Raw genomic sequence first — 13,145 nt, forward strand, 5'->3', positions numbered from 1 at the left:
GAAACCCGGGAGCGAGCACCCCTCCGGAGCCTGTACACTTTTTCTCAGCCGGTGGGGAAAAGGAACCACACAGCACCGGTCTTGGTGGGTATAGCTCAGCTGGTAGAGCACCTGGTTGTGGTCCAGGATGTCGCGGGTTCGAGTCCCGTTACTCACCCCAGCAGCAAGGCCCCCGATCTTCGGATCGGGGGCCTTGCGCGTTTTCCGTGAGCGGCGTTTTCCAGGAGCGCTTCCCGGGCCGGGCGCGGGCGTTGGCGCTCGGTAGCAGCCGACGGTTCAGTAGCCGACGGTGAAGCGCTCGCCGATGTGGCGGGGCTGCTCGACCTCGTCGAGGAGGGCGACGGCGTAGTCCTCGGCGGAGATGCGGCTGCTGCCGTCGGCGGCGGTGATCAGGTCGTCGGCGGCGGTGCGGTAGGTGCCGGTGCGCTCGCCGGGCTCGATGGACGCGCTCGGGCTGATGTTGGTCCAGCGGACATCGGAGACGGTGCGGTAGTAGTCGAGCGCGTCGCCGTGCGCGTGCATGATCTGGAGCAGGAAGACGGGGAGGCCCTCGGCGTCCCAGACCTGGCTGCCGTCGGGCTTGCGGAGCGAGCCGGCGCCGCCGACGGAGATCAGCCGGGGCGCGTCCCCGCCCAGCGTGCGCAGGCCCTCGACCAGCGCCTCGGCGGCGGGCCGGATGGTGGCGATGTGGCCCGGGCCGTCGCCGCCGCCGACCGCGCTGACCACGACGTCCTGGCCCTTGGCGACCTCGGCGACGGACTCCGGGTCGAGCACGTCGCCGTAGGTCACGGTGAGGGCGGGGTGGGTGGTGGTGACCTTCGCGGGGTCGCGGACGACCGCGGTGACCTGGTGGCCGCGGCGCAGCGCCTCGTCGAGGATGCGGCTGCCGATGGTGCCGGTGGCCCCGAAGAGAGCGATCTTGGACATGGTGCGTTCTCCCAGCTGTGCGTGCGTCCGGGTGCGGACGTCTGGTTCGGCCGGCCGCTTCCCGGCTGCCGTTTTCCGTCATATGTCGTGCTGACGTCTTCTACGCTAGGGGTATCAGCGGGACATTCCGGGGTAACGAGGCGACGGGTGATGGTGAAAAACCGACAGGAGGGTGAAGGGGAGATCCGCGAGGTGGCGTTCTCCGCACCGGCCGGCCGGCCCGCCGGGGTGGAGGTGATGACCCTCGCCGAGCTGCGCGGGCGGGCCGCGGCGTGCCGGCTGTCGACCCCGCACCGCCCCGGGTTCCACCATCTGCTGACCGTCGACCGCGGGCGGCTGGTGCACAGCGTCGACTTCCGGGAGCACGTCCTCGCGCCGGGGGACCTGCTGTGGTCGCGCCCCGGGCAGGTGCAGCACTTCGGGGACCTGACGGGCGCCGAGGGGCGGCTGGTGCTCTTCGAGTCCGGCTTCCTGGACCCGGCGACCGCCGCCGCGGCCCGGATCGAGGACTGGTACGGGCCCGCCGTACGGCATCCGGAGGGCGCGGCGGCGCGGGCGCTGGACGAGGCGCTGGGGCAGCTGCACCGGGAGTTCGCGGCGCTGGGCGGGCTGCCGCTGGAGGTGCACCTGGAGGTGCTGCGGCATCTGCTGGCCGTCCTGGTGCTGCGGGCCGCGTATCCGGGCGGGGCGGCGGACGGGGCGGGCGGCGCGGAGAACTGCGAGGCGAGCGAGACGTATCTGCGGTTCCGGGACGCGGTGGAGCGGGAGTTCACCCGCAGCCGCCGGGTCGGCGACTACGCCCGCTCGCTGGGCTATGCGCCGCGCACCCTGTCCCGGGCCACCGAGGCGGCGGCCGGGGTCGGGGCGAAGGAGTTCATCGACCGCCGGGTGGTCCTGGAGGCCAAGCGGCTGCTGGCGCACGGGGACCAGCCGGCGGCCCGGATCGCGGACCGGCTGGGGTTCGCGGACGCCACCAACTTCAGCAAGTTCTTCCAGCGGCAGGCCGGGACGACACCGATCGCGTTCCGGGCCGCCGTACGGGGAGGGAGCCCGGGCCTGTCCGATGGGTCAGGGTCGGACGGGCCCTGACCTTCTCCGGTCGGGTGGGCCCGTGGTGGCGGGGCGCAGCGGGTGGGGGGAACCGCCGCGCCCCGCCGGGGCGGGCCGGGACACGGGCCCGGACCGGTGTGGGGGGTCGGATCAGCCGGTGTAGGCGCCGAGCGCCTTGGTGAAGTCCAGCGGCGACTGGGCGATGGAACTGCACGTCGGCTGGGCGGAGTTGGACGAACCGCCGGGGCACGGCTTGTCGCGGTTGCCGGACCACATGGACAGCCAGGCCAGGTGCTTGCTCTGGGCGAACTTGACCAGCGCGGCGGCGTCGGCGGGCTTGAAGACCTCGTTCTGGACGTCGTTGACGCCGATCATCGGGGTCACCGCGACGCTCTTCCAGGCGTCCGCGTCGCTCAGCCCGAGGGCCTTCTTGAGCTGGGCCTGGGTGGCGGTGGCGGCCTGGGTGGCGTAGCCGCCCATGCTGCCGGTGTAGGAGGAGCCGTAGTCCATCGCCATGATGTTGACGGCGGAGATCTTGACGCCGTCCTTCTTGGCGCCGGTTAGCAGCGTGACGCCGTCCTGGGTGAGGCCCTCGGGCATGACCGGGAGGGTGAAGGAGACGTCCAGGCCGGGGTGCTGCTTCTGGAGCTGGGCGATGGCCTGGTCGCGGCGGGTGTTGGCGGCGGTGTTGGGCAGCGCGCCGCCCTCGATGTCGAAGTCGACCTTGGTGATCTTGTACTGGTCGATGACCTTGCCGTATGCGGCGGCCAGCTGTGCGGCGGAGGAGCAGGCGGCGCCCAGCTCGGTGCCGTTGGCGCCGCCGAAGGAGACCCGGACGTCGCCGCCGGCCTTGCGCAGCTCCGGAATCTGCTTGGCCACCGCGTCGCTGCCGAGGTCGCCGGAGCCGCCCCACTTGGGGACGCAGCCGCCGCCGGAGGTGATGAAGGCGAGGTTGAAGTTCTTCACCCCGGTCTTCTTGGCGGTGTCGGCGAGGTCGTAGGCGGGGGGGAGGGAGGGGTCGACGAACGGGGCGAAGCCGGCCTTCGCGGCGGCGGCCGGCCGCGGTGCCTTGGTGGCCATCGCGGAGCCGGCGACGGCGAACGCGCCGCCGGCCGCCAGCGTGCCGGCCACCGCCGTCCCGATCAGCTTGGCCGTGCGGCTCGTACGCCGGCGGTGTGCCGAGGAACTCATCTCATGCCTGCCTGTCTCACGTGGGGGGTGGAGGGGGGAGCACCGTGGTGCGTCCCGCACGCTAGCGGCAGCGAAACGGACAAATGCCGGGATCCGTACGGCGGTTGGCGGAATTATGGCCGCCTTAAGGAAGCGGAAGGGGCCGGTTAAGAGCGGCCCCGCCGCCCTCCGTCGTGAACCTCCGATGCCTTCCTGCGTTGCGTCCCCCCTTGCGTTCCCTCCTTGCGCTGCTCCGTGCGTCCCGCCGCGCGCCGTCACGCGCCGGCGTCGGGCGTACCGGTGCCCCGCGAACCGGTACGCGCGGCCCGCCGCCCGCGGGCGGCGAAGCCCCGGCCGCCGAGCCTGCGGCGCAGCCGGTGGCCGCGGCGCCCGCCGTGGTGGGCGCGCCGGCCGTCCAGCGCCAGCCAGACCCGTACCTCCGTGCCGCCCAGCACGGAGCGGCCGATCCGGACGTCGCCGCCGGTGGACTCGGCCAGCCGGCGCACGATGTCGAGGCCGAGGCCGGTGGAGCCTGCCCCCGCTACCGCTGGGGGGGGGTGCCCCCAGCCGCCGCCCGACCAGCCGCGGCGCAGCGCCGCGTCCGGGTCGGCGATGCCCGGGCCGGCGTCCGAGACCAGCACGATGACCGCCTCGTCGGCGTGGTGCACGTCCACCGCGAAGGCGGTGCCCTCGGGGGTGTGCCGGAAGACGTTGCCGAGCATCGCGTCCAGGGCGGCGGCGAGTTCGGAGCGGGCGACCGGGACACGGGCCGGGCGGTCCGCGCCGGCGACCCGGACCGTACGGTCCTCGTCCTCGGCGAGCGCCGACCAGAAGTCCATCCGCTCGCGGATCACCTCGGCGGCGTCGCAGCCGGCCGCGGCGACCGCCTGCTGGGGGTGCGCCTTCTGGGCGCGCGCGGTGCGGATGATCTGGTCGACCTCGCGCTCCAGCTGCTCGACGGCCGCCCGGGTCTGCTCGGCGGCCGGGCCGTCGCCGAGCGAGGCGGTGTTCAGCCGCAGCACGGTCAGCGGGGTGCGCAGCCGGTGCGAGAGGTCGGCGGCCAGCTCGCGCTCGTTGGCGAGCAGCTGGACGACCTGGTCGGCCATGGAGTTGAAGGCGCTGGCCGCGGACCGCAGTTCCCTGGGGCCGTCCTCCTGGACGCGGACGCCGAGCCGGCCCCGACCGAGGTCGTGGGCGGCGGCGGCCAGCCGTTCGGCGGGGCGGACCATGCGGGTGCCGAGCCGGTCGGCGACCGCGACCGAGCCGATGACCAGCGCCAGGCCGACGCCGGCCAGCACCGCCCAGGAGGTGGTCACGCCGTTGGTGAGCGCGTCGTCGGGCACGTACACCTCGACGACCGCGATGCCGGAGGCCACGGCGGTCGGCTGGAGCAGCGAGGTGCCGCCGGGGACCGGGGCGATGGAGGCCCGGCCGAGCTTGACGGCGGCGGCCACGTCCGCCGGGGAGGCCCGGCGGGTGCCGATCTCGACGGGCGCACCGCCCTTGGCGGCGGCCGGGACGTGGACGCCGATCCGGCCGCCGGGTCCGGTCTCGGCGCTGGCGACGGCCCGCTCCAGCTGGGTGCGGTCGGTGGTGATGGCGAGCACCGGGCCGATGGTGGCGGCCTGCCGCTCGGCGTTGGAGTACGCGCGGTCGCCGGCCATCTCCTTGACGACCAGCCCGAGCGGCACCGCGAACGCCACCACGACCATCGTGGTGACCGCCAGCGCCACCTTGACCAGGGCCCATCTCACGGCGTCCGGTCCTTCGCCGCTCCGCCCACGAGGCGCCGAGGCGCGGCTGTCACCGCCGTCCGCGACCGAGCGGCCTCGCCCGCTCCCCCGGCCGCCGCCGGAAGGTTCCCCCGGCTCACCGGGGTGGCTCCAGCTTCACGCCGACGCCGCGCAGGGTGTGCAAATACCGTGGCCGGGCGGCGGTTTCGCCCAGTTTGCGGCGGAGCCAGGACAGATGGACGTCGATGGTCTGGTCGTCCCCGTAGGACTGCTGCCAGACCTCGGCGAGCAGTTCCCTGCGCGGGACGACGACGCCGGGGCGCCCGGCGAGGAAGGCCAGCAGGTCGAACTCCCGGCGGGTGAGGTCGAGCGCGGTGCCGTCCAGCTCGGCCTGGCGGCGCAGCGGGTCGATGGACAGGCCGCCGACCCGGATCACTCGTGAGGGCGGTTCCGCCCCGGCCGCGGCGGCGCGGGAGCGGCGCAGGACGGCCGCCATCCGCGCGGAGAGGTGTTCGACCGAGAAGGGCTTGGTGAGGTAGTCGTCGGCGCCGTCGTTCAACAGCCGTACGATTTCGGCCTCGTCGTCCCGCGCGGTGGCGATGATCACGGGCACGTCGGTGATCCCGCGCAGCATCTTCAGCGCCTCGCCCCCGTCCAGGTCGGGCAGACCGAGGTCGAGGATGACGACGTCGAAGCCGACGTGCGCCACCTCGCGCAGCGCTTCCAGGGCGGTCCCGACGCTGCGCACCGTGTGGCCGGCCTCGGTCAGATGCCGGATGAGGGCCGAGCGTACGAACTGGTCGTCCTCGACCACGAGCACACTTGCCATGGGCGGCACCGTACGCCATACGGGCGGGTTTTCCGGCCCGCGGTTGACTCCTGGAGGGCGGTGACCCCGACCGCGGGAGGGCTGCGACCGGGCGGGCGGGTGGTGCAGTATGAGCCAAATGCAACGAGGACTGGTTCATGCGGCGGCCTGGACGCTGGCGACCGGCGCCGCGGTCACCCTGTCGTGGTTCGGCGTGCACACCGTGCTGTCCGGCACGGCGTACGACCCGCCGCGCGCGCTGCCGCTGTCGGACCAGGTGGCCTCCTCGGCCACGCCTCAGGCGTCCTCCACCCACCGCCCCAAACCGTCGGATTCGGCCACCGCGAGCCCCTCCCCCTCCGACAGCGGGACGCCGCGGACCGCCGTCCCGTCCCGTACCGGCGGCGGTGCGCCGCACTCCCCCTCCGCCGCCCCGGGCGGCGGCTCCGGGCCGGCCACCGGCAGTCGGATCCGCAGCTACGCGACCTCCGGCGGCCGGGTCGTCTTCGACCTCGGCCCGTCCTCCGCCGAGTTGGTCTCGGCCACCCCCAACGCGGGCTGGGACATGCAGGTGTGGAAGCAGAACCAGTGGATCCGCGTCGACTTCACCGGCGGTGGCGCGCGCAGCTCCGTCATCTGTACCTGGAACGGCCATACCCCGACCGTGCAGACCAGCAACAACGCCGCCTAGACAAAGGGCAGTTGGGATCCCCGTGCCGGTTCGTCAGTCGAAGGCGCCGGCGGGCGGGGCCGGCGAGGCGACGGCGGTGGCGTCGGTGACCGGGGCCGCGCCGCCGGTGAAGTCCAGCAGGCCGCGGCCGTGTTCGACCCGGCCGGCGTGCGGGTCGCCGGCCGCCCGCCGGGTCAGCTCGGCGACCGGCAGCTCCCGGTCGGCGGCGAGCAGCACGGCGTTGCCGAACCGCTTGCCGCGCAGCACCGCCGGGTCGGCGGTCAGCGCGAGCTCGGGGAAGACCGTGCGGACGGTGGCTATCTGGCCGCGCAGGAACCGCAGCGGCGGCCCGTCCGCGACGTTGGCCGCGTAGCAGCCCCCGGGGCGCAGCGCCCGCCGCACCTCCGCCACGAATTCCGTACTGGTCAGATGCGCGGGCGTACGGGCCCCGCCGAAGACGTCGGCGATGATCAGGTCCGCCCAGCCGTCCGGGATCCGCGCCAGCCCCGCGCGGGCGTCCGCGCCCCGCACCCGGATCCGCCAGCCGCTCTCCAACGGAAGCCGGCTGCGGACGAGTTGGACCAGCGGGGCGTCGATCTCCACGACCTGCTGGGTGGAGCGCGGGCGGGTGGCGGCGATGTAGCGCGCCAACGTCAGCGCACCGCCGCCCAGATGGACCGCGCGCAGCGGCGCGCCGGGCGGGGCGGCCAGGTCGGCGATGTGGCCGAGCCGCCGCTGGTAGGAGAACTCCAGGTGCGCCGGGTCGTCCAGGTCCACATGGGACTGCGGGGCGCCGTCGATGAGCAGCGTCCAGCCGCGCGGCCGGTCCCGGTCGGGCCGCAGTTCCGCGACGCCGCCGCCGACCGTCTCGGTGACGGACTCCGGGCCGCCGCGCCCCCGCCTGCTCTTCGCCATGCCTTCAGTATGGCGTGCCGGTGCGGGGCCGTATCCGCTGGTCAGCGGCTATGGCCCGGCCGGACCGAGGTGTCCGGCCGAGCCGGGTGGCGTGCCGCCCGCGGCCGGAGCCGTGGGCGGCACGCCACTTCATGCCGTGAACCGTGCCGGTCCGGTGTCCCTCCGGGCCGGCGGCCGGTCACTTGTTGATGCAGACGTTGCCGAATGCCGGGTCCAGCAGCGCGAGGACGTCGACGCTGTTGCCGCACACATTGATCGGGATGTCGATCGGAACCTGGATGACGTTCCCGCTGACGACACCCGGCGAGTGCTTGGCGAACCCGACCGCGGTCGCGCCCCGGCGGTGTTCGAAGCCGCGGCCGTGGTGGCCGTGCCCGCCGCCATCAGTGGCGGATGCGATGCCCGCGCCACCCAGCACCAGCGTGGAGGCAACGGCAGCCATAGCGGCGGTCTTGATGAACCGCTTCATCCCATTCTCCTTTCAGTTCGCGAATGGGGCATCGGACACAACGAACAATGGGAACGGGGGATGCGGGCGTTCCCCCTTACGGGAAAGCGTTGGGCTGTCTGGCTGGTATTCGGCTGATCGGAATCCGTACCGGCCGTGCGGCGTGCCTGCCGCGATTTCCAACATGATTTCTGTCAGAGTGCTCTCCTGTTTGACTGACTAGAAGTCGGAGAGGAAGTCATGCGGAAGTCGATGGACCGCACCGGGCGCGGCGCGGTATGCGCGCTCGCGGCCCTGGGATTGTCGGCCGCGCTGACTTCGGCGGCAGCGGCACCGGTGCCGAAGGAGTCCTCCCGAATTCCTTTCGGCGAACGGTTCCATGCGACGCAGCACGGCGGTATCGCGCGCGCGGCCAATTCCCCGGTTTCGGCGGCCGGCTGCCGCCCGGCGGTGCACCGGGCCGGTCCGTCCTGCGCCCCGCAGGCCGACAGTGCCCGGCTGCGGCTGCCGGCCGGCTCCCGGGTGAGCTACGCCCGGCTGTACTGGGGCGGCGGCCTGCGGGCCGGCGGGCACCCCTCGGCCGGGGACGGTGGCCGGGTGCTGCTCGCCGGGCCCGGTGGCCTGCACAACGAGGTCCGCGCGGACAGCACGATCGGCCACCGCCACCTGCCCCGGTTCGACGGCTACCAGGCGTCCGCGGACGTGACCGCGCTGGTGCGGCGGAGCGGTCCGGGCGGCTACACCGTGACCCGGGCGGGCGCGGCCACCGGGCGATCCCGGGCCGCGGCGCCGGACGGCTGGACGCTGGTGGCCGTCTACGAGAACAAGAAGGAACCGCTGCGCCGGCTCGCGCTGTGGGACGGATTCGAGGTGCTGGGCGCCGACCGCAAGGAACTCTCGGTGCGGCTCAAGGGCCTGCGGATTCCGGCGCATTCGCGGGGCACGGCCGGTGTCGTGGCATACGGCGGCGAGGCCGGGAACCAAAACAACCAGATCGCGGTAAGTACCGGGAAGCAACCGCCGGTGGTGCTCGGGGATTCCGTAAAACCGGCGCCCGGCACAAGCAACCAGAACCACACCGATTTCGACCGGAAGACCGCCCGTACGGCGGTCCGCGGGAACGCTCCCGGATTCCATTCGGATGTCTACGACCTGACGCCGGCGCTGCAGTCCGGCGGCGACCCGCTCACATTCCGCTTCACCACCCGCAATACGGGATATCTGCTCGGCGCGCTCTTCGTCCAGACCGATCCGGGGCATTGAGCGACGCCGGCGGTAATTCCCGCGGAGTTCTGTCAGCTCGGTAATCAGGGGAGCAGTGCGCGTGCTGCGACAGGAACCGCCGTCCCAGGAGCGGCCCACGGTTCTGCATGTGTCCCAGCCGGTGGACGGCGGGGTCGCCCGGGTCGTCGCCGACCTGGTGCGGGCCCAGGTGGCGGCCGGGCTGCGGGTCGTGGTGGCCTCGCCGCCCGGCGGGGCGCTGCACGCGGAGGCCGCCACGACGGGCGCGGAGGTGGTGCTGTGGTCGGCGCGCCGCGGCGCCGGGCCCGCGCTCTCCGGTGAACTGCGGCGGCTGGCCCGGGTGATCCGGCGTACCGGCCCGCACCTCGTCCACACCCACAGCGCCAAGGCCGGGCTCGCCGCCCGGCTGGCCGTACGGGGGCGGATCCCGACGGTGCACCAGCCGCACGCCTGGTCCTTCGAGGCGGCCGGCGGGGCGGTGGCCCGGTCGGCGCTGGGCTGGGAGCGGTACGCGGCGCGCTGGTCGCACCGGGTGCTGTGCGTCAGCGAGGCGGAGCGGGCGCGCGGGGTGGCGGCGGGGGTGCCGGGCCGGTGGGTGGTGGTCCCCAACGGGGTGGATCTGCACCGGTTCTCGCCGGCGGCCGACGAGGACGAGGAGACCCGGCAGACGCTGCGGACGTCGCTGCCCGCGCTGCGGGAGCCGGCGCTCCCGGCCGGGGCGCCGCTGGTGGTGTGCATGGCCCGGCTCTGCCCGCAGAAGGGCCAGCTGACGCTGCTGCGGGCCTGGCCCGAAGTGGTCGCGGCGGTGCCGGGCGCCCGGCTGGTGCTGGTCGGCGACGGGCCGGACCGGGCGGCGCTGCGCCGGGCCGCGCCGCGCGGGGTCGTCTTCGCGGGCGCCGCCGACAGCGCCGTCCCCTGGTACCGGGCGGCGGACCTGGTCGTGCTGCCGTCGCGCTGGGAGGGCATGGCGCTGGCCCCTCTGGAGGCGATGGCCTGCGGCCGGGCCGTGGTCGTCACCGACGTCGGCGGGGCCCGGGAGTGCCTGCCGCCCGGGGCCGCGGACGACTGCCTGGTGCCGCCGGACGAGCCGGCCGCGCTGGCCCGGGCGGTACGCGGCCTGCTCGCCGACGACGAGCGGCGGCAGGCGCTGGCCGAGCGGTGCCGGGCGCACGTCCGGGCGGCCCATGACGTACGGCGGACGGCGGGCGCGGTGCTGAACGTCTACCGCGAACTGTTCGCCGTACCGCGCCCGCCGGCCGCGGAGCGGGTCCGGCCATGACGACGGAGCGGGCGGACGCGCCCCGTCCCCGGCCCCTGCCCCCGCTGCCCGCCGGGCCCCCGCCGCCCGTCGGGCCCCCGGCCGCCGCGGTCCACCCGCCCCGCCGCCCGGCGCCCGGCCCGCTGCCGCCGGTACGCCCCGGCGGCGGCGTACGGCAACGGGCCACCACCGCCCTGCTGATGGCCGCCGACCTGCTGGCCGCCGCCGGGGCGGCCCTCCTGCTGCCCGGCCCGGCGCCGGCGCCGGCGCTGCTCGGCGCGCTGGCGACCGGACTGCTGCTGCTCCACGCCCGCGCCGGGCTCTACCGTCCCGGACCGTCCCGGGCCGCGCTGGACGACCTGCCGCCGCTGCTGGTCCGGGCCGCCGCCGGCTGGTGCGCGGTGGTCGCGCTGCGCCCGGAACAGCCGCCGCATCCGGCGGTACTGCTGGGCGCGGTGGCGGTGCAGGCGGTGCTGGCGTGCGCCGGCCGGGCGGCGGTGTACCGGCGGCGCCGCGCCGTCCTCCGGCGCCGGCCGCGCGCCGCCCTGCTCGTCGGCCCGGACCCGGCCGCCCGGCAGCTCGCCGCCGCGCTCACCGCGCACCCGGAGTACGGGCTGCGCCCGGTGGGCCTGGTGGCATGCGGCCCGGTACCGCACGGCGGGCCGCACGCCACCCTGCCGTGGCTCGGCTCCCCCGAGGAGATCACCCGGGCCGTCATCCGGCACACGGTGCGCGACGCGGTGTTCCTGGTGCCGCCGGAGCGCGACCCGCACACCGCGGCGCTGCTGCGCGGGTTCCTGGCTCAGGGCTCGGCGGTCTGGCTGGCCGGGGCCGGGGCGGTCCGCGACGGCCGGCCGCCGGAGCCGGGCACCGGGCATCTGTGGGGCTTCGCCTGCCGGCCGTGGGAGACCGCGAAGCGGCGGCCCGGCGGCCTGCCGAAGCGGCTGCTGGGCCTCACGCCGGCCGCGGTGGCGCTGGTGGCGGCGGCTCCGCTTCTGGCGGGCTGCGCGCTGGCCGTACGGCTGCTGGACGGGCCCGGGGTGCTCTGCCGGCGCGAGCGCCTCGGAAGGGGCGGGCGCCCCTTCACCCTCCTCACGTTCCGCACCCTCGGGCCCGGTGACGCGGCGGAACCAGCGGCCTGGGGGGACGCCGCCGGCCACCCCGGGACGAGTTCCGTCGGCCGGCTGCTGCGGCGCACGTCGCTGGACGGGCTGCCGCAGCTGTGGAACGTCCTGCGCGGCGACCTCAGCCTGGTCGGGCCGCGTCCCGAACACCCCGTCCGTGCCGAGCAGTTCACCCATCGCTGCCCCGACTACCCGGCCCGGCACCGGATGCGGCCCGGCATCATCGGGCCGGCGCGGGGGCACGGGCTGGGCGACGACGCCTCCCTTGAGGAGCGCACGCGCTTCGACAACCTCTACATCGACCGCTGGTCGCCGTGGCAGGACGTCCGGATCCTGCTGCGGACGGCGGGCCTGCTGCTCCACCGGCGGCGGCGGTGAACCCGCCCGCCGGGACCGCGGCGGTGCCGCCGGCCGCCCCCGCCACCGCTCCGCCCACCGATCCGCCCACCGATCCGGCCACTCCGGCCGCTGACGAGACCACCCTGGCCGCACCCTCTGGAGGCATCCGGTGAAAGTCCTGCATGTCATCACCGGCCTCGAAGTGGGCGGCGCCGAACTGCAGTTGCGTCTGCTGCTGCGCCGGCTGCCCGCCCGCTGCGAGGTCATCACCCTGACCACCCCCGGCCCGCTCGCCGCGGCCATCGAGGCGGACGGCATCCCCGTCACTCACCTCGGCATGACCGACAACCGCGATCTGAGCGCCATCCCCCGCCTGGCCGCACTGATCCGCGCCGGCGGCTACGACGTCGTCCACACCCACCTCTACCGGGCCTGCGTCTACGGCCGGATCGCCGCGCGGCTGGCGGGCGTTCGGGCGGTGGTCGCCACCGAGCACTCCCTGGGCGACGCGGTCATCGAGGGCCGCCGGCTGACCCGGGGCGTGCGCGCGCTCTACCGGGCCACCGAGCGGCTGGGATCGGCGACGGTCGCCGTCTCGGACACCGTGGCCGCCCGGCTGCGCCGCTGGGGCGTGCCCGAGCGGCGGATCCACGTCATCCCCAACGGCGTCGAGGCGCACCGCTTCGCGTACGACCCGGCCGTCCGGGCCACCGTGCGCGCCCGGCTCGGCCTGCCCCCCGACGCGTTCGTGGTCGGCGGGGTCGGCCGGCTGGTGCCGGGCAAGCGGTTCGACGTCCTGGTGCGGGCGGTCACCCGGCTCCCGGGCGTACAGCTGCTGCTGGCGGGGGACGGGCCGGAGCGGGAGCCGCTGCGGCGTCTGGCGGAGCAGTTCGGCTCCGGCGACCGGATCCGGCTGCTGGGCGCCCGCGAAGGGGCGGAGGAGCCGCCCGCCGGCGAAGCCCCGAGCATCCCCGGTCTGCTGTCGGCCATCGACGTCTTCGTCTCGCCGTCCCCGGACGAGGCGTTCGGGCTGGCCGCCGTCGAGGCGCTGGCGTCCGGGCTGCATGTGCTCTACGGTAGCTGCCCGGCCGTCGAGGACCTGCCGGAAGACCAGGCCCCCGGTGCCCGCCGCGTCAGCCCCGGCGTCCACGAACTCACCGCAGAGCTGCGGGAGTTGAGGCGCACCGGACCGGGCCGGCTGCCGGTGCCCCCGGTGGTGCGGCGCTACGACGTCGCGCGCAGCGCCCAGGACCTGATGGCCGTCTACGAAGCGGCGATCGCCTCGGCGCGCCGCCGGAGCCGCCCCGCGCCGGTGCCCACCCCGCAGCCGGCCGTCCTGCCCCCGGGCGTCTCGCTGCCGGACCCCTCCCCGGCCCCGTCGCCGGCCCGCCGGACCGCCTCCCGGTAACCCCCGGCGCCGCCGGCCCCCGCGCGTTCCGTACGCGATCCGTGCGCGGCCCG

At 75.3% G+C, this 13,145-nt stretch carries 11 protein-coding genes, 1 tRNA gene and 1 pseudogene; 7 read left to right on the plus strand and 6 right to left on the minus strand.

Annotated elements, in window-relative coordinates:
• Window positions 1-84: 84 nt before the first annotated feature.
• Window positions 85-160: transfer RNA gene (locus tag RZ84_RS12985), tRNA-His, on the plus strand.
• 116 nt (window positions 161-276) lie between these two features.
• On the opposite strand, the gene RZ84_RS12990 is transcribed toward RZ84_RS12985, so the two are convergent.
• A complete protein-coding gene (locus tag RZ84_RS12990; protein WP_043264450.1) occupies window positions 277-927 on the minus strand; it encodes an NAD(P)-dependent oxidoreductase in 651 nt (216 codons plus the stop codon).
• Between the two features lie 150 nt (window positions 928-1,077).
• Here RZ84_RS12990 and RZ84_RS12995 point away from each other — a divergent pair, with 150 nt between their 5' ends.
• Window positions 1,078-2,016, plus strand: a complete 939-nt coding sequence (locus RZ84_RS12995) for a helix-turn-helix domain-containing protein (RefSeq protein WP_043264451.1) — start codon at window positions 1,078-1,080, stop codon at window positions 2,014-2,016.
• A gap of 111 nt (window positions 2,017-2,127) precedes the next feature.
• Here RZ84_RS12995 and RZ84_RS13000 read toward each other — a convergent pair.
• The 3 genes and pseudogenes from RZ84_RS13000 to RZ84_RS13010 all read right to left on the minus strand — a co-directional run.
• Window positions 2,128-3,033, minus strand: a pseudogene (locus RZ84_RS13000) (chitinase); the annotation flags it as partial.
• A gap of 389 nt (window positions 3,034-3,422) precedes the next feature.
• Window positions 3,423-4,901 (minus strand): HAMP domain-containing sensor histidine kinase, encoded by a 1,479-nt coding sequence (locus RZ84_RS13005; protein ID WP_043264453.1) that lies wholly within the window; start codon window positions 4,899-4,901, stop codon window positions 3,423-3,425.
• A 115-nt stretch (window positions 4,902-5,016) separates the two neighbouring features.
• The gene (locus tag RZ84_RS13010; RefSeq protein WP_043264454.1) at window positions 5,017-5,709 is read right to left on the minus strand and encodes a response regulator transcription factor; all 693 of its coding nucleotides are present in this window, start codon (window positions 5,707-5,709) and stop codon (window positions 5,017-5,019) included.
• A gap of 118 nt (window positions 5,710-5,827) precedes the next feature.
• Between RZ84_RS13010 and RZ84_RS13015 the strand changes: the two genes are divergently transcribed.
• On the plus strand, window positions 5,828-6,379 hold the full coding sequence (locus RZ84_RS13015) for a hypothetical protein (protein ID WP_043264455.1): 552 nt from the start codon (window positions 5,828-5,830) through the stop codon (window positions 6,377-6,379).
• Window positions 6,380-6,412: 33 nt separating this feature from the next.
• On the opposite strand, the gene RZ84_RS13020 is transcribed toward RZ84_RS13015, so the two are convergent.
• Together RZ84_RS13020 and RZ84_RS13025 are read right to left on the minus strand one after the other, a co-directional pair.
• Complete coding sequence (locus tag RZ84_RS13020) at window positions 6,413-7,273, minus strand: spermidine synthase (RefSeq protein WP_043264456.1); 861 nt, start codon at window positions 7,271-7,273, stop codon at window positions 6,413-6,415.
• 178 nt (window positions 7,274-7,451) lie between these two features.
• Window positions 7,452-7,742 carry a chaplin gene (locus RZ84_RS13025; protein ID WP_043264457.1) on the minus strand — a complete coding sequence of 97 codons (291 nt, stop codon included), beginning with the start codon at window positions 7,740-7,742 and terminating at the stop codon, window positions 7,452-7,454.
• A 219-nt stretch (window positions 7,743-7,961) separates the two neighbouring features.
• Between RZ84_RS13025 and RZ84_RS13030 the strand changes: the two genes are divergently transcribed.
• The 4 genes from RZ84_RS13030 (at window position 7,962) to RZ84_RS13045 (ending at window position 13,092) form a co-directional block, all read left to right on the plus strand.
• Window positions 7,962-8,984 (plus strand): DUF3344 domain-containing protein, encoded by a 1,023-nt coding sequence (locus tag RZ84_RS13030; protein WP_043264458.1) that lies wholly within the window; start codon window positions 7,962-7,964, stop codon window positions 8,982-8,984.
• A 61-nt stretch (window positions 8,985-9,045) separates the two neighbouring features.
• Window positions 9,046-10,242, plus strand: a complete 1,197-nt coding sequence (locus RZ84_RS13035) for a glycosyltransferase (RefSeq protein WP_241777686.1) — start codon at window positions 9,046-9,048, stop codon at window positions 10,240-10,242.
• Window positions 10,239-11,723 (plus strand): sugar transferase, encoded by a 1,485-nt coding sequence (locus RZ84_RS13040; protein WP_043264459.1) that lies wholly within the window; start codon window positions 10,239-10,241, stop codon window positions 11,721-11,723. Before RZ84_RS13035 ends, RZ84_RS13040 begins: the two co-directional genes overlap by 4 nt.
• 130 nt (window positions 11,724-11,853) lie before the next feature.
• Window positions 11,854-13,092: a glycosyltransferase gene (locus RZ84_RS13045; RefSeq protein ID WP_043264460.1), complete on the plus strand. Its 1,239-nt coding sequence runs from the start codon at window positions 11,854-11,856 to the stop codon at window positions 13,090-13,092.
• Window positions 13,093-13,145: the final 53 nt, after the last annotated feature.

The sequence above is a fragment of the Streptomyces sp. CT34 genome, from assembly GCF_000805335.1.
Lineage (GTDB): Bacteria > Actinomycetota > Actinomycetes > Streptomycetales > Streptomycetaceae > Streptomyces.

What these genes read in the sequence shown, in the direction of transcription:
- RZ84_RS13015 (WP_043264455.1), top strand. Translation starts at nt 5,828, where the DNA reads ATGCAACGAGGACTGGTTCATGCGGCGGCCTGGACGCTGGCGACCGGC.
- RZ84_RS13040 (WP_043264459.1), top strand. Translation starts at nt 10,239, where the DNA reads ATGACGACGGAGCGGGCGGACGCGCCCCGTCCCCGGCCCCTGCCCCCG.
- RZ84_RS13010 (WP_043264454.1), bottom strand. Translation starts at nt 5,709, where the DNA reads ATGGCAAGTGTGCTCGTGGTCGAGGACGACCAGTTCGTACGCTCGGCC.
- RZ84_RS12990 (WP_043264450.1), bottom strand. Translation starts at nt 927, where the DNA reads ATGTCCAAGATCGCTCTCTTCGGGGCCACCGGCACCATCGGCAGCCGC.
- RZ84_RS13025 (WP_043264457.1), bottom strand. Translation starts at nt 7,742, where the DNA reads ATGAAGCGGTTCATCAAGACCGCCGCTATGGCTGCCGTTGCCTCCACG.
- RZ84_RS12995 (WP_043264451.1), top strand. Translation starts at nt 1,078, where the DNA reads ATGGTGAAAAACCGACAGGAGGGTGAAGGGGAGATCCGCGAGGTGGCG.
- RZ84_RS13030 (WP_043264458.1), top strand. Translation starts at nt 7,962, where the DNA reads ATGCGGAAGTCGATGGACCGCACCGGGCGCGGCGCGGTATGCGCGCTC.
- RZ84_RS13020 (WP_043264456.1), bottom strand. Translation starts at nt 7,273, where the DNA reads ATGGCGAAGAGCAGGCGGGGGCGCGGCGGCCCGGAGTCCGTCACCGAG.